We start from the raw sequence: 17,554 nt of genomic DNA, 5'->3' as shown, positions 1-17,554 counted from the left end.
GTCGACTGGCAGGCTCGCGTGTCTTGCAGCGGGCGCACTCAACCTCCAGCCAGGCGAGTCCGCCACTAAGCATTGATCGATCGTCGGGCAGGGCTGCGCCGGGCCCGCGTAGCATTCCATGCGGACGGACCAGGCTTCCGCCTCCGCCCGGTCGGCTTCTCGAACGGCCTCCTGGGCGCGCTCGCGGGCTCCTTGCGCATGGATCATCGCGCCCATAATCCGGCCGCTCCAGACTACCTCTCCACACTTTTCGCGGAGGATTCCGCAGGTGGCTTGTGAGGCTAGCCGCAGCCGGGAGCCCCACACCTCACTTCGGTCTAGCGCGACAGAGCGTAGCGGCTCCCGCGATCTAATGTGTCAACGTGGCTCGAACCGTAGAAGTGGCAAGCTCCGCGCCGAAAAAACGCAGAGCGCTTTCGCGGAAGGGGGCGAGCTACTGGTCCCTGGTTCTCGCCGCGCCGAGGATATCCCATCCTCCAAACTCTGGGCGCTAACCCCTCGCGAAGACGTTCATTTTTCGCAAACCTTGGACAACTCTAGAATAAGCTACGGCAAGGAACTACGGTAACTCGGCCAAATCGCGATACGTCCAAATCGCGATCGTGATGCCTCTATGGGCATCCGCCGGCAAAGATTTGAACGTCTTTGTCCTGCTGGGCTCTCGCGACTTCGACAGGCATAGTGTCCATTTCGCACGCTTCGCGCCGCTCAACTGCGAATACTTTCTGCACACGCCGGTTTCAATTGCTAGCTTCTAAAATCTTCCTTGTAGTCGCTCTTCGTCGCGTTCGTGCTCGGAAGTTCGATTCCTCGCGGATTTAAGAGAGCTGCCAGCCTGCACGCGGGATGCAAGTGAAATCAAGATTTCAGGCCTCGCTGGGCGTCACCGATCTCGCAATATCGCCGACGTGAACGCGCGCGGGAGCAGTTGGATCAGCGCGGCCAACTGGCTCAGGGCATGGCATGTAAAGACGTAGCCCTGCGGAGAAAGGGCATGCTGTGACATACCGGCCTGCACGATCAAGACCTACAAGACCGGCACGTAGGGCAGGGGCACCGCGGCTAATCGTCGAAGCACAGTCCCGGCATTGCAGAGCTTGGGAACTAGTTAGACGGGCAGCCGAAGCCAAAGGTCGCTGCTGGACAGCGTACCGGCCGGCGTGACTATCTCCAAATCGACGACGCGAAATGAGCCGGGCTGACCATCATACAAGTAACGAAGATGCCAGACGGGCCAAGTTCTGGTGTAATGGCGAAGTCATCTAAGGCACTCGCGACGTATCGAACGGCATCGCGATGTGCTATCGGCGCGGAGAACATCGTGTCGATCAGCGTGGCGAGGCTCATACCTTCCTGGAGCATGGTTCGCGCGACTTCGTCTCCGTGGACGACCCTAAGGGCCGATACGAGGGCCGCGATAGCGTCAGGGTTCTTTAGAGACACGGCAGATTCGTTTCAGGCCAAAAGCCGGACTGTTGACGTACGGGCGCGTGGGCGGCGGTTGCGTGCTTTCGCAGGGCAATGCACGTCTGCTACAACACCTCAGCACGGACCTGAGCAACGCCACGATTCGTAATCCCCAAGCTGCGCGCGGCCGCCAGCGAGAGGTCGAGGACGCGGCCACGGACCCATGGTCCGCGATCGGTGATACGAACGACCACCGACTTATTCGTTTCAAGATCAGTGACGCGGACTCTCGTGCCGAACGGCAGACGGCGGTGCGCCGCGGTTAGTAGATTCCGATCAAACGATGAACCGCTCGCTGTCTTGCCTTTGGAATAGGAATAGTAGGAGGCTTTTCCGGAAATGAATCGATTGAAGGATTGAGCCCCTGAACGATCTTTCAAGGGCTCTTGTCCGTTCGGAGACTGCGCTTGCGGCTCCTCCTTCTTTGTCTGATCGAGTCCTTCAGGAGCGGGCTCCGCGTGAGCCTTTGGAACGATGGACCATCTGTCATTGAATGTTTGCCCGACGGCAGGGGTCGCGTGAAGCCACGTCCAAGTTGAGACCGCTGCAATCATTATCATTCCAGAAAGCGGACGCATGATCGACCTCGCTACAAATCACACAACAGACAAACAATGCAAACTCGTAACGCACGTTCCGGCACATCCCCGATTCATATGTAGAAAGGTGATGTACTACCCATGGCGGAACGTAGACGCAGCGCAGCAAGCAGATAGCTCGCTGCAACGCACCACGTTAACGGCATCAGTTCTAGAGCTCTCTGGCGATGCGAGCGTCAACACCGCCTGTACGTGCGCAGGGATCCAATCAGTGGCGTGAATGTCTTCGCCCTGATTATAGACACGAGGAGGACATTGAACGGACCGCCACAGTTTGGTGGGGCGAGAGGCCGCGAGCCACCTAAGACGATCCGTACGTTGCCTGCCATGGCTCGATGTTCAGTGGGCCGCTGGTCACTATAATGGCGCCGACCTGTGGGGTTGCCTCAAGGCGCACGGATTTAGCTCGGTGCGAGTCGTTGCCGAATGGGGCCGTTGGCGTGCCGAAATGCCCAATGCTCAGAGCCTGCAGCGCGTACTGTCCGCGAGACCTATCGCGCGCTGATGACCAATCGCCGCGATACGCTATCAAAGTCAGAGACCGTCACTATTGCGGCAATTGAGCAAGGCATTCCTCTCCTGGTGGAAGCTCGAGAAATCATAGCCGGTTTCCATGCGATTGAACGCATCTACCTACGTGACAGCAGCCACGGCAATCACGGCCGACGGCTACTCCACCGTCACGCTTCCACCGGGCACGTACAAGTTCGCGGTTGCCACGGCCACGGCCGTCTACGTCGACCTCATCGCGATTGCGACAAGCACCTGATGCAAAACTTCCGGAAACCCAGCCTCATCGAGCGGCCGCCACGCGTCGGTCACAATCGCACGAAGCCGGCGGCGGAGTGCTATCGCAGGTTCGTCGCCGCTCTCGAGGAGCGCAGACGCGAGCTTGGTTTGCCGATGGCGCAGGTCGACGACTTGGCCGGTTTGCAGGACGGATTTTTTCCGAAGCTGATTTTCCCGGATGCCCCGAATGGTCGTCAAAGCCGATGGGAAACGGTCGATCTTGTCGTGCAGGCGCTGTTCGGCACCGGTTATCGTATCAAGATCGAAGCCGGCCCAAAATTTTGTGCGCCGGCCAAGCGCGATGCTCGCGGCGTAGCTTTTGTGCAGGTCACGCATTGGAGGCACAAAAAATATTCTCCGAGCTCGGCCGACGCGGTGCCGAGGCGCTCAACAGTTTGCCGCGCGAGCAGCGGTCCGCCATCGCGAAGAAGGCGGCGGCGACGCGACGCGAAAAGCGACTTGCTCGAAAGGCGGATTTGGCGACACGGCCGCCATCTGCCGAGGGCGCAGCGCGCGATCAGTCGCTCAAAACGCGTCGACCTGAAGAATGCTCGCCCCTTATCGCTGATGACCAAGTCCAATCGGCCATCAAGACAGGGTTGTAGTCGCGCGCTTTTTCAGTCGACACGGCGTGTAGCTACGCAATTGCATATGATTTTAGAGTGTTTCATCGAGCCCCCATCTGCGGTTGCTAGTTTCGGACCGAACCATGGGAGCGAGCAATGAAGTGGATCGCCGGACTTGTTGGACTGACGCTGTATGTCATTTGGCCATACTACACCCTGATCGAGTTCGGCCAAGCGATCCAGTCTCGTGATTCCCGAACGATCAATAGCATGGTGGATTGGAGCACTCTGCGGGCGAACGTGAAGGCTCGATTGCAAGAGGGGAAACCTTGCCGAACACAACGGCGGAGCAGGGAAACCCGGCCTTTGCGGCTTTGGGAAACACTGTCGCCCTGACGTTTGCGAATACGCTCATAGATAAGATGCTCACTCCGTCGGTCTTACCGCTCTTATTGAGCAGGCGCGCGCGGGCGCGCCTAGGGTCAAGGCTCCCCAAGACAAGACACAGATCGCAACGCCACCGCCCGCGAAGCACTCCTTCTACCAGATGGTCAAGTTCGCGTTCTTTGCAACGCCATTCCATTTTCGACTTGATCTAGCCGATCCGGAGCGCGATCCTGAGACAGTGATAGCCGTGCTAATGACCTTCAAGGGGACCGGTTGGCAGGTGACCAACGTGAAGCTGCCGGATGTCGGCCGGTCACTGAAGGTGACGCAAACAACTGGCTCTCGCTAGGTCCTGCCAGATTGAAGGCGGTGGCGAAGCAGGGAAAGAGATGATGCGGAGCGCGCTGTAGTTCCTAAGCCGCGTCGTACGCGGTGAGCGTGGTGTGACTGGGAGCCTCACCACAGATTGTCGGGCATCTTGACGTGATATGGTCCACGTGGCGCGGCGACCACAACAATAAATAAGGATACAAACCATATTAAATATAGCGATCTATTTAATATGGGATTATAATTGGGGAATCGCGGAGAAGCGACTCCAGCATTCCTGCTTCGCCCCCCCGAATGCGAGGGCCGTTTCTTCGAGTGCTTGAGCGGAGGGCGTGCTCTGTACTCGCTGGACAAGATACGAAGGCGAGATTTTTCGGAAGCCTGTGAACTTTCGAGCATCACAAACGTCGCTTCGGTCAAAGGATTATTAGCTTTATTGTTGGATTATAATGTGATAATAGGTCTCACATTTAATTGTGACATTTAATGTTTTCGCGCCATTGTCGGCTCCGGCACCCTAATCTTTTGGAAAATCCTGCAGGGGACCATGTGCATCGGGAGGAGAGGACAATGACCCAACGCAACATCCGCCCTCCGAACGAACACGACATAGGCAAACTTGAAACGTTGGCCATGAAAGCCCCCAGCGCAGATATTGCTGCTCAGTTTGGTCGAAGTTCCGCAGCACCGAGGGTGGAGTTCCTAAAATTATTATTGACCAAGCCGGAAAAGTTAAAGCGCAATCATTGCGGTCGGGGCCCTGGCCCATCAGGCTTTGATTGGCCGAATGATTAGAGCTTCGAAAAGAACGGAATCGGCGGATCGCCGGGAGAGGCGCGTCAGGGGCACTGGTCGGCTCGAAGCAGCGCGCGCGCATCGACTTCACTGCCGCAGCAGCACTAAAAAAATGGCCTTCCCTTGGAAACCAACGCGCAGCGGCATCGGTTAGTTCTTACCTCGTATTGGAGGGCACTTTGGACGCATGCATCCGAGCTTTCCTAGCGAAGCCTGCCAGCCAAGGTCATCTCTACGAGATACATACTGCTCCGCAAACGCAACTTGTTACGGCCGTGCTGTCCGCAGAACAGATAGCCGAAATCGCTCGGCTGCGAGATTTTCTTTGAGGAAAAGCAAGCCCCTGCCGCTGCCGACAGGACGTTGAAAGTGAATTGGCTAATCAAATTGTGAACCAACTCTTCGGTAAGATTGGTAGGTACGCACCATCGCCGCCGAATCATTGCCCATGGATTTGCGCTCCTCGGACCTTGGAGGACACTATGGATGAGAAGAACCCTCATTCGAAACAAGTTACCAGACTAGGCTTGATCAGCTTCGGCCGTTCGAAAACAGATTGCACCATTCGCAGCATATCTGCGTTCGGTGCAGCCCTCGATCTTGCTGCAGATGAAAAAATCCCCGACGAATTTGCTCTGACTGTTATTCCCGACGGTGACCGGCGCCGCTGCGCGGTTGTCTGGCGTAAAGAGAAAAGAGTTGCTGTCGCGTTCTATTAATTAATGCGTCAGGATCGCGGGCTGGAATGGCGGTCAAGGGCAACATGGATATCGAGCTCGCCGTGGACTGCCATGGAGCTCGCCGACGCAATACATCGAGTGAATCCTGGGACATAGCGGCCTTCGTGAAGACTGATTGTCGGTGAAATTTGTGGCGATTGTCTGAAGTTACACCATCCCGCCCTTATCGACTGCGCAGCGACTTGTCGAAGGAACCGGACCGGCTCTCATCTGAGATCCCGACATTCTGCGAGGCCTCCCGATGTTCACATCGCGTTCACCGACCTCCGAGGGACCGGGCCATGCTCCGACAAACCAGCAACGAAGAAGAGGCTCTGGACCGCACCGCCGAGGTCGCGGCCACCATCGCGGAAGAAGGCCTCCGGTACGTCAGCGACTCCGCGCCGGGGTACACGCGCAAGCGGACTGGAACTACTTTCAGCTATTACGACAAGGACGGCAAGCGCATCACCGATGCCGCCGTCATCCGACGCATCAAATCAATCGGCATCCCACCGGCCTATGAGTCCGTGTGGATCTGCCCGTCGTCGAACGGCCACATCCAGGCAACCGGGATCGATGCGCCGGGTCGCAAGCAGTATCGCTACCATCCGAAGTGGCGCGAGCTCCGAGACCAGAACAAGTACATACATCATCCATCCAGGCGGCGGCGTCACCTTGCCGGCAGGCTCCCTGGCCGGAAAGGCCCTCAAGAACGCGTCGGTATTCGGTCTCAGAACGACTCTGAAATTCTAAGACGATGGCAACCTGCGCTAAGTTGTGGTCCCACCGCCGTCGAAGAGCTCGCAATTGCAGCAAGCGCGTTAAGGCCCAAGATACCAAGCGCCTTTACGCGTCCTTCGCCTCTATGTCCTAAGCTCTGCAAGGGGTAGGGCAACTTCTATGGGCTTATTCGCGCGATTACGTGCCGCGTTCGCCGTGGGCGATATCACAGGTCCGCTCGGACGCTCACTGGTCGTCGAGCAATTCCGGATTCTGCGAAAGCAGGTCCCAGTTCTCTACGCTGTGCTGCTGGTCGACAGTATCAGTGTAGCGCTGGTCCTGCCGCTGACTGTATCGGCTTGGCTCAGATTCGGCCTGCCAACCGCGCTCCTGGCGCTCTGCCTGCTCCGCTTGGCTCAGTGGCTCCGCTTGAAAGCGGTCGATGTCACGCCAGAGCAGGCGCACCGTGAGCTCAGGCGGACTCGCGCTGTTGCGGTGGTCCTCAATGCCGGTTTTGTTCTCTGGATTCTGGCGCTGTTCGCGACTGTCGATCCCGACCTGCGCGCGCCGATTGCCTTGCTCGTTTTCATGGGCTGCATCGGCACGGCCTACTGCCTCGGAAGCTCCGCCGGCCTCCCTGCTAACATGTTGATTGCCGGCACCCCGATCGCGACTGTGCTGCTCCTGTCTGGCGACGGCATCATGATCTCGCTCGGGATCAATCTGCTGTTGCTGCTTCTGCTGCTCGGCAGAATGATCAACACGAACTTTCGCTCCTTCGTCCAACTGATTCAGGCCCATAGCAGCCTGACCCAGGAAGGGGAGCGCGCCAGGGCCGCGGAGCAAACCGCGACCGCCGTCGCCGAGCGGTTCGACCGAGCCCTCAACAACATGTCCCAAGGCCTCTGCTTCTTCGACGACGATCAGCGCCTGATCGTCTGCAACCGGACCTATCTAGAGATCTACGATCTCGATCCGGACGTGATCCGGCCCGGCATGAAGCTGAATGACATCGTCGATCTCCGCTATTCAGCCGGCAGTGCGCCGAAGATGTCGAAGCAGGATTATCTGGATTGGCGCAATAGCGCACGGGTGATCGACGAAAGTTCGGACACCACCGTGGAGTTGACGAGCGGACGGATGGTACGCATCCGGCACCGTCCCATGGAGGGCAGAGGCTGGGTTGCCACGCACGAAGACATCACCGAGCGTCATCGGATAGAGATGGCGCTCGCCGAGACCAAGGCGGCGGCCGAACAGGCCGAAGCGGCTGCCCGCGCCGCTCACACGCATCTCACCGAGGCGCTCGATGTCGTTCCTGAAGGTCTCGCCGTGTTCGATAAGGATGATCGACTGGTCCTTTGGAATCGACAATACGCGAATTTCTATGCAGCCAGCCAGGAAGCACTGGCGGCGGGAGCACCATTCGAAAGCATCCTGCGGGCTGGCCTGGCGCGGGGGCAATATCCGAAGGCGATTGGGCGGGAGGATGAATGGCTCGCGGAACGCTTGGCACGCCATGCTCTGCCAAGATACTCGCACGAACAGCATCTGCCCGACGATCGCTGGATCCGAGTGGAGGAGCGGCGCACGGCTGATGGAGGCAGCATCGGGGTCCGGATCGATATCACCGACCTGAAGCGTCGGGAGGCCTCGTTCCGTCTCCTTTTCGAGGAGAATCCACTGCCCATGTGGGTGGTCGATACGGCAACCCGGCAATTGCTCGCGGTGAACGCAGCGATGTGCCGACACTACGGCTACCGCCGCGAGGATCTTCTCCTCATGTGCGAGCCGCAGCTGGAGTGCGGAGCATCTGATGGCTCCGCCGACTTCGAACTGCACAGAAACGCTTGCGGGGATCTCATACAGATGGCTATCGAGTCCCGTCCGCTCCACTACGAGGGGCACTCGGCCCATGTCTGCGTCGCGTTCGACGTCACCGAGCGCAATCGCGCCCAGGAGAGAATCAGCTATCTGGCCTCCCACGATGTTCTGACGGAGCTGCCCAACCGGAGCGCTCTGGATCAGCACCTCTCGGCCGCGGTCGAACGGCACGAGATCACCGGCTCCGGCTTTGCCCTGCTCTGCATCGACCTTGACCACTTCAAGGAGATCAATGATCTCTTCGGTCATGCGGTCGGAGATGCCGTGCTGCGCGAAACCTCCCGCCGTCTTCAAGAAGCGGCGCAGGGCTGCTACGTGGCACGGGTGGGCGGCGACGAGTTCATCGGAATTACTGACCAAGTGCCTTTGTCGGCGAATGCGGAACTGCTGGCCACCAAGATGCGGGCAGCCTTCGAGGATCCGATCGAAGTCGAAGGTCATTCTCTCAAGCTGGATCTCTGCGTCGGCGCGGCGCTGTTTCCCAGAGATGCGGACAAGATCGCCTCTCTACTCGCGAACGCCGATGCGGCGCTCTATCGGGCCAAGCACGAAGGGCGGGGCGCGATCCGCGTGTTCACGAGCGCGATGGACCAGCAGCTCCGCGAGCGCCGCGCACTTGAACATGATCTGCGGTTCGCAGTCGAGCGCAGGGAACTCTATCTTGATTATCAGCCGCAGCAACACCGCGACGGCCGCATCATCGGCTACGAGGCGCTTGTCCGCTGGCGGCATCCGGATCGCGGAATCGTTTCTCCCGGAGAATTCATCCCGGTCGCGGAGCGGAGTGGCTCGATTGCCCAGATCGACGACTGGGTGCTGATGGAGGCCTGCCGGGAGGCTGCATCGTCGGACGGGCCCTTCAGGATTGCCGTCAACGTCTCGGCCGCCCAATTCCGCAGGGAGAACCTCGACGCGCAGGTCCGCAAGGCGCTGCGCGAAAGCGGCCTGGCTCCGGCCCGCCTGGAGCTGGAAATCACCGAAGGCGTCCTGATTGAGGACGTCTCGCGCGCAAAAAAGACGATGCAATCGCTCAAGAGCCTCGGCATCCTGATCGCACTCGATGATTTCGGGACGGGGTATTCGTCGCTGTCCTATGTCGAGGCCTTCCCTCTTGATCGGATCAAGATCGACCGGTCCTTCGTGGCCTCGCTCGGACAGAGCGAGCGATCGTTGGCGATCGTTCGCGCGATCATTGGGCTCGCGCACGGTCTTGGCGTACCGGTTCTTGCGGAAGGGATCGAAACCAAGGTCCAGATGGCGCTTCTCGTCAAAGAGGGTTGCGACGAGATGCAAGGCTACCTGATCGGGCGCCCACAAGGCCTTGCGGCTGAGAAAGCTCGATCGCGGCAGAGCTCCAGTTCGCTCATGCTGTCGGCCTCATAGAATATCGCACAACCGCCGCGAGCTTCTGAGAGTCGACCATTCTGGTGCCGCTGCATTCCCGTAGCGCGCAATAGCCAACATTTCAAACGAAGCCGACCGGCTGCGCTGCAAATCGATGCAGTGCGTTCCGTGGCGCCTCGGCCTTCATCACCGCCGCGTTCGGATTGAAGCACTCGACCGCCTCGCCGGCGGCGATGCCGTCGTCGGCGGCCACGAAGGGCAGGGCGACGTAGTAGGTGACCTCGGACATTTCAGTCGTACCAGTCCTTCCGATCGGGCGGGACGTCGAACCGGCCGCGCGCATAGCCTGTGGAAACCGAAGCCCGAAGCTCCTCGACCTGCGCGGAAGCCGTTCGCGACGATGAGTGCCTTGACCGCTTCTCGGGCGTGGCCGCCGCAGGCCGCGATGACCTGGTCGGCGGCGGCCTCCAGGTCGTCAGCCGCGGGCGCGGGGGTCTCGGGACATATCCGATGTTCCCGCCTTGTTCGAGGTGAGTCAGGCAGACTGTTGCTTCCGCCGGCGCTGCGGAGGTCGTTAACGATTGATCACGGCGGCGCCCCGCTGTCGGAACCAGAGCAATTGAATCGTCTTGAATCCAAGCCGCCCCAAAGGAGTTCTGCGTATCATGGCCCCCCGAGCGAACTGGAAGGGATTTCTGCGTCTCTCTCTGGTCACCTGTCCCGTGGCGCTCTACCCGGCCACCTCGGAGAGCGAGAAAATCTCGTTCAACCAGCTCAACCCGCAGACCGGCCACCGCATCAAGTACCTGAAGGTGGACGCCGACACGGGCGAGGAGGTCCCCAACGAGGACATCGTGAAGGGCTACGAGCACGACAAGGGGCAGTACATCGAGGTCTCCAAAGAGGAGCTCGAGGGGATCGCGCTGGAATCCACCCGAACGATCGAGATCGATGAGTTCGTCGAAAGGACCGACATCGACCCGCGCTACCTGATTCGCCCTTACTACATCAAACCTGACGGCAAGGTCGGGCACGACGCCTTCGCCGTGATCCGCGAGACCATCCGTGAGATGGACGAGGTCGCGATCGGGCGCGTGGTGCTGACCAATCGCGAGCACATCATCGCGCTCGAGCCGATGGACGAGGGGCTCGTGGGCACGCTGCTGCGCTACCCCTACGAAGTGCGCAGCGAGCAGGAGTATTTCGACGAGATTCAGGACGTGAAGGTCACGAAGGATATGCTCGATCTCGCCAAGCACATCTGAACCAGAAGGCTGGGCGGTTCGATCCTGAGAAGTTCGAGGACCACTACGAGACCGCGCTGATTGACCTCATCAACAAGAAGCGCGCCGGCAATCCGACCACGCCGAAGGAGCGACCCGCTACGACCAACGTCGTCGACCTGATGGAGGCGCTGCGGCAAAGCGTGGGCGGCGCGACGGCCGAGACCAAGGCGACGAAGTCGGCCAAGAAGCCGCGCAAGGCGGCGGCTGGCCCGAAGGAGATGCTGATGCCGATCAGGGGCAAGAAGCAGGCGAAGGATGGTGCAGCGAAGAAGCTGGCGGCTAGGCCGCAGCGCAAATCCGCCTGAAGCTAGAGTAGGAGAGGCGCATGGATATGAAAGAAGCCTCGGCGATGACGGAAGCCTCTGGGCTTGTGCACGAGCAAGATGGCACCGAGCTGGCTGCCGGCGCGATGCCGGGCGCGTCGACAGAAGCGGGAGGCAGGCCTCAGCCGCTCCAGTCTCCTTCGTCCGATGCCGCGATGCGCTGGGCCGACCAGTTGCGCGAGGTGACCGTCAAGGCTCCATTGCAGTCGTTGCTCGTCGCCTTCCTGCTGGGTGTTTGGGTTGCGCGCCGGCTCTAGGAGAGTCCCCGGCACTCTGGGCAAGTATCGCCGATCGAATCCAACACGCTCCGGACCTCGGCTTCGGCCGCAACGGGCGAGACGCCAGGCGGCGCATCGCGACGTGCGATGTCGAACGCACGCTCGCGGGCGGGCGGATCGGCGCGGTCCTGCATCCAGCCGTGCTCCTCGCATTCGCGGATGGCGCCCGCCTCCTGCAGCACGGAGATGGCCCATCCGCGCAGTGTCCGGATCGCAGGCATTCTTTCCTTGAACATCAGCATGGTGATCGCTCCTGTCCGCAGAATCCTTTGCTTCCCTCGATCGTTCCGGCTGCTAACACAGAGCTGGGATTCCGGACTGAATGGCCTGAGGTTTTCCACGTGTTCCGCCGCGCTGTGGACGAGTGATCCCCGGGCGCGGATGCCGGCAGCCCGCGGAGGCGCTGCCGCTGTCCCGGTCCAAGCGGGCCAGGATCGTAATTCAGCGAAATGCGGCGCCAGGGCCGTCTGCAGCGTCGAATCCTCGCCGGTGAGGCTAAAACCAACGGCAGAGGGTGGCCGTAGCGGTCCCTGACGGTTCTGGGCTGGCGAACATGTGAAGGCTGCCGGCTTTCAAAGTTCCTCGGGGCATGGGATGTTGCGTCATGAACCTGCGGCGACTGCTCAGAATTGCGTTCGCGGTCTTCGTGACCTCCGGTTTGACGTTGGCGCCCTGGGCGGCGCCGGCCGCCGCTGCGCAAGCTCGTCCGGACGGGATGAGCGACATGTCGATATCGGCCGACATGCCCTGTTGTCCCGACGAGCAGAAGAGCAAGGACTGCCAGGACTGCGCGCTGGTCGCGATGTGCATCCTGAAGACGGCCCAGGCGGGACCGTCTGAGGCGGCCGCCCTCCCGCTGCGGCACGCGATCCGGACCACACACTTCGTCGCCGACGACCTCGTCGGCGACGGTTTGACCCGTCCACCTCCCGACCAACCCCCTCGAACCCTGGCCTGAACGGCGCTTGACGCCGATTGCGTCCGTGCGCCTCGCGCGTGCGGACGACCTACGCCGCTTCGGCGGCCCATTCAGGACAATCGAGGACCAGAAAATGAAGACCTCTACCATCGCGCGCGCCGTCCAGGCGGCGTTGATCGCTGCCGCAGTCGCAGGCACAAGCACGGCCGCGCTGGCCGACATCAAGGACTACAAGTTCGAACTCGTCGACCAGTCGGTCCAGGCCGGGCCGGACAAGGTCATCACCGTCAGGCTCGTGAACATCAAGACCGGCAAGGCTGTGCCCGATGCCGCGATCTTCGCCAGCCGTTTGGACATGGCTCCGGACGGGATGCAGGAGATGGCGACCAAGGTCACGTCCATGCCGGGGACGGAGCCCGGCACCTACCGCTTCAAGGCGACGTTCGGCATGGCCGGGCGGTGGCAGCTTTCGCTCGGAGCCAAAGTCCAGGGCGAGAGCGGCACCGTCGAGAACAAGCTCGTCATCACGGCGCAGAAGTGACCCGCCCCGTCGCAGCAAGCCTGGCCGCCGCGCTGATCGCGGCGGCCGGGATCGCATTGGTGATCGCCGCCCCGCAGCGACCGGCGGCGCGAGCCGTCGCCGTGATCGGCCCCGCTGCGGCCGAGGAGAGCGGCGCCCCGATCTACTACCAGGATCCGGACGGCAAGCCGTCGTACTCGCTGGTGCCGAGGAAGACTCCGGACGGCCGCGACTACCACGCCGTGCGCGCCGGCGCCGACGTCAGCTTCGACGATGAGCAGACGACAACCCCGCGGCCCGCGACGACGGCCGGCGGCTCCGGAGAGCGACGGATCAAGTACTACCGCAATCCCATGGGCCTGCCGGACACCTCGCCGACGCCGAAGAAGGATTCCATGGGGATGGACTACATCCCGGTGTATGAGGGCGACGATAGCGACGACGGGTCCGTCAAGCTCTCGCCCGGCAAGATCCAGCGGACCGGCGTCAAGTCGGAGCCCGCAGCGATGCGTGTGATCCGGACCGTCGTCAGGGCGCCGGGCACGATCGCGCTCGACGAGCGGCGGATCTCCGTCGTCGCCATGCGGGCGGAAAGCTTCATCCTGAAGGTGGCCGACGTGACGACCGGATCTCACGTCGTCAAGGGGCAGCCGCTGATGGAGGTCTACAGCCCGTCCGTCTCCTCGGCTGCAGCCGAGTACCTCACCACCATCACATCGAAGACGACCAGCGGCGACGTCCAGTATGGCCGTGGATCGCGCCAGCGTCTGATGAACCTGGACGTGCCCGACGCTGCGATCTCGGCGATCGAGAAGAGCCGGACCGTGCCGACCTCTATCGGATGGACCTCTCCGCGGGACGGCATCGTGCTGGAGCGAAACGCCATCGAGGGCATGCGCGTCGAGCCCGGCGGGGTCATGTTCCGGATCGCGGATCACTCGACGGTGTGGGCCTTGATCGACGTCGCCGAACGAGACCTCGGCATGATCGCCAAGGGCCAGCCGGTCACGGTCAGGGCGCGGAGCTTCCCCGGACGCGAGTTCACGGGGAAGGTCCAGGTGATCTACCCGGAGATCAACAAGGAGACCCGGACCGCGCGAGTCCGGATCGAACTGCAGAATCCGGACCTGATCCTGCTGCACGACATGTACGTCGACGCCGACATCGACACCGGCAGCGGCGAGGCCGTCCTCGCGGTACCGGAGAGCGCGGTCATGGATACCGGCAGCCGGCAGGCCGTGTTCGTCGACAAGGGGCAGGGTCGGCTTGAGCCGCGCGAGGTCAAGCTCGGCCACCGCGGCGGCGGGTTCGTGGAGATCCGGCGGGGCCTCGCGGAGGGCGACGCCGTGGTGGTCTCGGCGAACTTCCTGATCGATGCCGAAAGCAACCTGAAGGCGGCGCTGAAGGGCTTTGGCGAGGGGGCGCAGCAATGATCGCCCGCCTCATCGCCTGGTCCGCGCGCAATCTGCTGCTGGTCCTGTTCGGGACCGGCTTCGCCGCCGCAGCGGGACTCTACGCTCTTCTGCATCTGCCACTCGATGCCATCCCGGATCTCTCGGACACCCAGGTCATCGTCTACACGGAGTATCCCGGCCAGGCACCGCAGGTGATCGAGGACCAGGTCACCTATCCGCTGACGACGGCAATGCTGACCGTGCCGAAATCGAAGGTCGTCCGCGGCTTCTCGTTCTTCGGCGTCTCGTTCGTCTACGTCATCTTCGAGGACGGCACGGACATCTACTGGGCTCGCTCTCGCGTGCTGGAATTCCTCAACGGCGCGAGCGCACGCTTGCCGGCCGGCGTGACACCGACGATCGGTCCCGACGCGACCGGCGTCGGCTGGGTCTACCAGTACGCGGTGATCTCGAAGGAACTGAACCTGGCAGACACACGGACCATCCAGGACTGGAATCTGAAGTTCGCGCTGGCGAAGGCCGAGGGTGTCGCCGAGGTTGCGAGCGTCGGCGGCTTCGTCAAGCAGTACAACGTGATCCTCGATCCGCAACGCATGCGCGACCGCGGCATCACCATGCAGAAGATGCGCGATGCCATCCGCGCCAGCAACGCCGACGTCGGCGGCCGGACCGTCGAACTGTCCGAGTTCGAGTACGTCATACGGGGCAAGGGCTACATCAAGTCGATCAACGACCTCGGCGACATCGTGCTGAAGACGAACAACGGGACGCCGGTGCTGCTGCGCGACGTCGCGCGGGTCGAACTGGGCCCCGACGAGCGGCGCGGCATCACGGAGCTGAACGGCGAGGGCGAGGTCGCCAGCGGCATCGTGCTACAGCGCTTCGGCGTCAATGCGCTGGAGGTGATTGAGAACGTCAAGAAGCGCTTCCGGGAGATCGCCTCCAGCCTTCCGAAGTCGGTCGAGATCGTGCCGGTCTACGATCGCTCCAACCTGATCTACGCGGCCATCGACACGCTCAAGCACACGCTGTTCGAGGAAAGCATCGTGGTCGCACTGGTCTGCATCGCGTTCCTGCTGCACGTCCGTAGCGCCCTTGTCGCGATCCTGATGCTGCCCATCGGGGTCTTGATGGCGTTCGGCGCCATGAAGCTGTTAGGCCTCGGCTCCAACATCATGAGCCTCGGCGGGATCGCGATCGCGATCGGCGCCATGGTCGATGCGGCCATCGTCATGATCGAGAATGCCCACAAGCACCTCGAACGGGCGGAGCCCGGAAGGTCGAGGATCGACGTCCTGATCGCCGCCGCCTCGGAGGTGGGGGCTGCACTTTTCTTCAGCCTGCTGATCATCACGGTGTCGTTCATGCCGATCTTCACGCTGGAATCGCAGGAGGGGCGGCTGTTCAGCCCGCTGGCGTTCACGAAGACGTTCTCGATGGCGGCCGCCGCGCTCCTGTCGGTGACGTTGGTGCCGGCTCTGATGGTGATCTTCGTGCGCGGGCGGATCGTTCCGGAGCACAGGAATCCGATCAACCGCGTCCTGATCTGGATCTACCGCCCGGTGATCAAGGGCGTCATGCGCGCCAAGACGCTGGTCGTCGTGCTCGCGCTCGCCGTGCTGGCCGTGAGCATCTGGCCGGCGCGGCAGCTCGGCACCGAGTTCATGCCGAACCTGAACGAAGGCACGCTGCTCTACATGCCGACGACCCTGCCGGGCATCTCGGTCACGAAGACCGCCGAACTGATGCAGACCCAGGACCGCATCATCCGATCGTTTCCGGAGGTCGCCTCGGTGTACGGCAAGGCGGGCCGTGCGGCGACCGCGACCGACCCAGCCCCCTCCGAGATGTTCGAGACCATTATCAACCTCAAGCCCAACGAGGAGTGGCGCCCTGGCACGACCATCGACGGACTGATCGCCGAGATGGACAAGGCACTGCAGTTTCCGGGGGTCTCCAACGCCTGGACCATGCCGATCAAGGCCCGCATCGACATGCTGTCCACGGGCATACGAACGCCGATCGGCGTCAAGGTGATCGGGACCGACCTGGTCGAGATCGACAAGCTCGCCAAGCAGATCGAGCAGGTCCTCAAGGCCGTGCCGGGCACCTCATCGGCCTATGCCGAGCGTGGCATCGGCGGCTACTATCTGGAAGTCACCCCCGACCGTGCCGCGCTGGCGCGCTACGGCATCATGGTCCAGGACGTGCAGGACACGATCGCGACAGCGCTCGGCGGGCAGACCGTGACAACGACGGTCGAGGGCCGGCAGCGCTTCACTGTGAACATGCGCTATCCGCGTGACCTGCGCGACAATCCGCAGGCAATCGCCAATGACGTCCTGGTGCCGATGCCCGCGGGCGGCGCGGTGCCGCTCGGCGAAGTCGCCAAAGTCGCGCCGGCGCGCGGACCGACCTCGATCCGGACGGAGAACGGGCAGCTCGCGACCTACATCTACGTCGACATCCGCGATCGCGACCTCGGGGGCTACGTCGTGGACGCCAAAGCCTCAGTGCAGGCCCGCATCAAGTTTCCGCCGGGCTGCTACGTGATGTGGAGTGGTCAATACGAATACCTGGAGCGCGCAACTGCGCGGCTGAAGATCGTCGTGCCCGTGACGCTGCTGATCATCTTCCTGCTGCTGTACCTGAACTTCCGTTCGATCGCGGAGACGATGATCGTGATGCTCTCGCTGCCGTTCGCGCTGGTCGGGGGGCTCTGGCTGATGTGGTGGTTGAGCTTCAACCTTTCGGTGGCGGTCGCCGTTGGCTTCATTGCGCTCGCCGGCGTCGCCGCAGAGACCGGCGTCGTCATGCTGATCTATCTCAATCAGGCGCTGGCCGAGACCGCGGCTAGGCGTGCCGCCGAGGGGTGGGCCCTGACCCGCGGCGATCTCTATGACGCCATCATGGAGGGCGCGGTGGAGCGCGTACGGCCCAAGATGATGACAGTCGTCGCGATCATGGCGGGCCTGCTGCCGATCATGTGGAGCACCGGGACCGGCTCCGCAATCATGCAGCGCATCGCAGTGCCGATGATCGGCGGAATGATCTCCTCCACGCTGCTGACGCTGATCGTGATCCCGGCGATCTTCGCGCTGGTCAAGGGCGTCGGTCTGCCGCCCGAGTCTCCGGCCGAAGTTCTGCATCTGCCGCCGGTCAAATCCACGACGCGTCGGGAATCGATGCCGGAGCCAGCCGAGTGAGGTG

General features: G+C 61.9%; 12 protein-coding genes and 3 pseudogenes. 11 read left to right on the top strand and 4 right to left on the bottom strand.

Going from position 1 to position 17,554, the window contains the following annotated elements; genetic code table 11:
- A pseudogene (locus IVB36_RS19635) lies at positions 1-216 on the bottom strand (hypothetical protein); the annotation flags it as partial.
- A 1,316-nt stretch (positions 217-1,532) separates the two neighbouring features.
- Positions 1,533-1,847: a septal ring lytic transglycosylase RlpA family protein gene (locus tag IVB36_RS19630; RefSeq protein ID WP_311985810.1), complete on the bottom strand. Its 315-nt coding sequence runs from the start codon at positions 1,845-1,847 to the stop codon at positions 1,533-1,535.
- 723 nt (positions 1,848-2,570) lie between these two features.
- On the opposite strand from IVB36_RS19630, the gene IVB36_RS19625 reads away from it, so the two are divergent.
- The 5 genes and pseudogenes from IVB36_RS19625 to IVB36_RS19605 all read left to right on the top strand — a co-directional run bounded on the left by IVB36_RS19625 (position 2,571) and on the right by IVB36_RS19605 (position 9,642).
- Entirely contained in the window at positions 2,571-3,581 is a 1,011-nt protein-coding gene (locus IVB36_RS19625; protein WP_247392789.1) for a hypothetical protein, read from the top strand.
- 1,127 nt (positions 3,582-4,708) lie between these two features.
- Positions 4,709-4,933 (top strand): hypothetical protein, encoded by a 225-nt coding sequence (locus IVB36_RS19620; protein ID WP_247392788.1) that lies wholly within the window; start codon positions 4,709-4,711, stop codon positions 4,931-4,933.
- Positions 4,934-5,415: 482 nt separating this feature from the next.
- Entirely contained in the window at positions 5,416-5,652 is a 237-nt protein-coding gene (locus IVB36_RS19615; protein ID WP_007601788.1) for a hypothetical protein, read from the top strand.
- A gap of 302 nt (positions 5,653-5,954) precedes the next feature.
- A pseudogene (locus tag IVB36_RS19610) lies at positions 5,955-6,299 on the top strand (DNA topoisomerase IB); the annotation flags it as partial.
- 256 nt (positions 6,300-6,555) lie between these two features.
- On the top strand, positions 6,556-9,642 hold the full coding sequence (locus tag IVB36_RS19605; RefSeq protein ID WP_247392787.1) for an EAL domain-containing protein: 3,087 nt from the start codon (positions 6,556-6,558) through the stop codon (positions 9,640-9,642).
- A gap of 82 nt (positions 9,643-9,724) precedes the next feature.
- On the opposite strand, the gene IVB36_RS19600 is transcribed toward IVB36_RS19605, so the two are convergent.
- Positions 9,725-9,892, bottom strand: coding sequence for a hypothetical protein (locus tag IVB36_RS19600; RefSeq protein WP_247489835.1), 168 nt, complete (start codon positions 9,890-9,892; stop codon positions 9,725-9,727).
- 376 nt (positions 9,893-10,268) lie between these two features.
- Between IVB36_RS19600 and IVB36_RS19590 the strand changes: the two are divergent.
- Positions 10,269-11,194, top strand: a pseudogene (locus tag IVB36_RS19590) (Ku protein).
- A gap of 20 nt (positions 11,195-11,214) precedes the next feature.
- Entirely contained in the window at positions 11,215-11,469 is a 255-nt protein-coding gene (locus tag IVB36_RS19585) for a hypothetical protein (protein WP_247392786.1), read from the top strand.
- Here the strand turns inward: IVB36_RS19585 and IVB36_RS19580 are convergent.
- Positions 11,466-11,732 (bottom strand): hypothetical protein, encoded by a 267-nt coding sequence (locus tag IVB36_RS19580; RefSeq protein ID WP_247392785.1) that lies wholly within the window; start codon positions 11,730-11,732, stop codon positions 11,466-11,468. The two genes, IVB36_RS19585 and IVB36_RS19580, sit on opposite strands and share 4 nt — an antisense overlap.
- A gap of 362 nt (positions 11,733-12,094) precedes the next feature.
- Between IVB36_RS19580 and IVB36_RS19575 the strand changes: the two genes are divergently transcribed.
- The 4 genes from IVB36_RS19575 to IVB36_RS19560 all read left to right on the top strand — a co-directional run bounded on the left by IVB36_RS19575 (position 12,095) and on the right by IVB36_RS19560 (position 17,550).
- Positions 12,095-12,448: a hypothetical protein gene (locus IVB36_RS19575; protein WP_247392784.1), complete on the top strand. Its 354-nt coding sequence runs from the start codon at positions 12,095-12,097 to the stop codon at positions 12,446-12,448.
- A 94-nt stretch (positions 12,449-12,542) separates the two neighbouring features.
- A complete protein-coding gene (locus tag IVB36_RS19570) occupies positions 12,543-12,950 on the top strand; it encodes a FixH family protein (RefSeq protein WP_247392783.1) in 408 nt (135 codons plus the stop codon).
- Positions 12,947-14,362 carry an efflux RND transporter periplasmic adaptor subunit gene (locus IVB36_RS19565; RefSeq protein WP_247392782.1) on the top strand — a complete coding sequence of 472 codons (1,416 nt, stop codon included), beginning with the start codon at positions 12,947-12,949 and terminating at the stop codon, positions 14,360-14,362. Before IVB36_RS19570 ends, IVB36_RS19565 begins: the two co-directional genes overlap by 4 nt.
- Positions 14,359-17,550 (top strand): CusA/CzcA family heavy metal efflux RND transporter, encoded by a 3,192-nt coding sequence (locus tag IVB36_RS19560; RefSeq protein WP_247392781.1) that lies wholly within the window; start codon positions 14,359-14,361, stop codon positions 17,548-17,550. Before IVB36_RS19565 ends, IVB36_RS19560 begins: the two co-directional genes overlap by 4 nt.
- Positions 17,551-17,554 lie beyond the last annotated feature (4 nt).

This window comes from Bradyrhizobium sp. 35 (assembly GCF_023073215.1).
GTDB lineage: Bacteria > Pseudomonadota > Alphaproteobacteria > Rhizobiales > Xanthobacteraceae > Bradyrhizobium > Bradyrhizobium canariense_D.
This window is presented reverse-complemented; position numbering and strand designations above follow the sequence as displayed.

Coding starts and splice junctions, on each gene's coding strand:
- IVB36_RS19600 (WP_247489835.1), bottom strand. CDS start 9,892: ATGTCCGAGGTCACCTACTACGTCGCCCTGCCCTTCGTGGCCGCCGAC.
- IVB36_RS19575 (WP_247392784.1), top strand. CDS start 12,095: ATGAACCTGCGGCGACTGCTCAGAATTGCGTTCGCGGTCTTCGTGACC.
- IVB36_RS19585 (WP_247392786.1), top strand. CDS start 11,215: ATGGATATGAAAGAAGCCTCGGCGATGACGGAAGCCTCTGGGCTTGTG.
- IVB36_RS19615 (WP_007601788.1), top strand. CDS start 5,416: ATGGATGAGAAGAACCCTCATTCGAAACAAGTTACCAGACTAGGCTTG.
- IVB36_RS19625 (WP_247392789.1), top strand. CDS start 2,571: ATGACCAATCGCCGCGATACGCTATCAAAGTCAGAGACCGTCACTATT.
- IVB36_RS19605 (WP_247392787.1), top strand. CDS start 6,556: ATGGGCTTATTCGCGCGATTACGTGCCGCGTTCGCCGTGGGCGATATC.
- IVB36_RS19620 (WP_247392788.1), top strand. CDS start 4,709: ATGACCCAACGCAACATCCGCCCTCCGAACGAACACGACATAGGCAAA.
- IVB36_RS19580 (WP_247392785.1), bottom strand. CDS start 11,732: ATGCTGATGTTCAAGGAAAGAATGCCTGCGATCCGGACACTGCGCGGA.
- IVB36_RS19570 (WP_247392783.1), top strand. CDS start 12,543: ATGAAGACCTCTACCATCGCGCGCGCCGTCCAGGCGGCGTTGATCGCT.
- IVB36_RS19560 (WP_247392781.1), top strand. CDS start 14,359: ATGATCGCCCGCCTCATCGCCTGGTCCGCGCGCAATCTGCTGCTGGTC.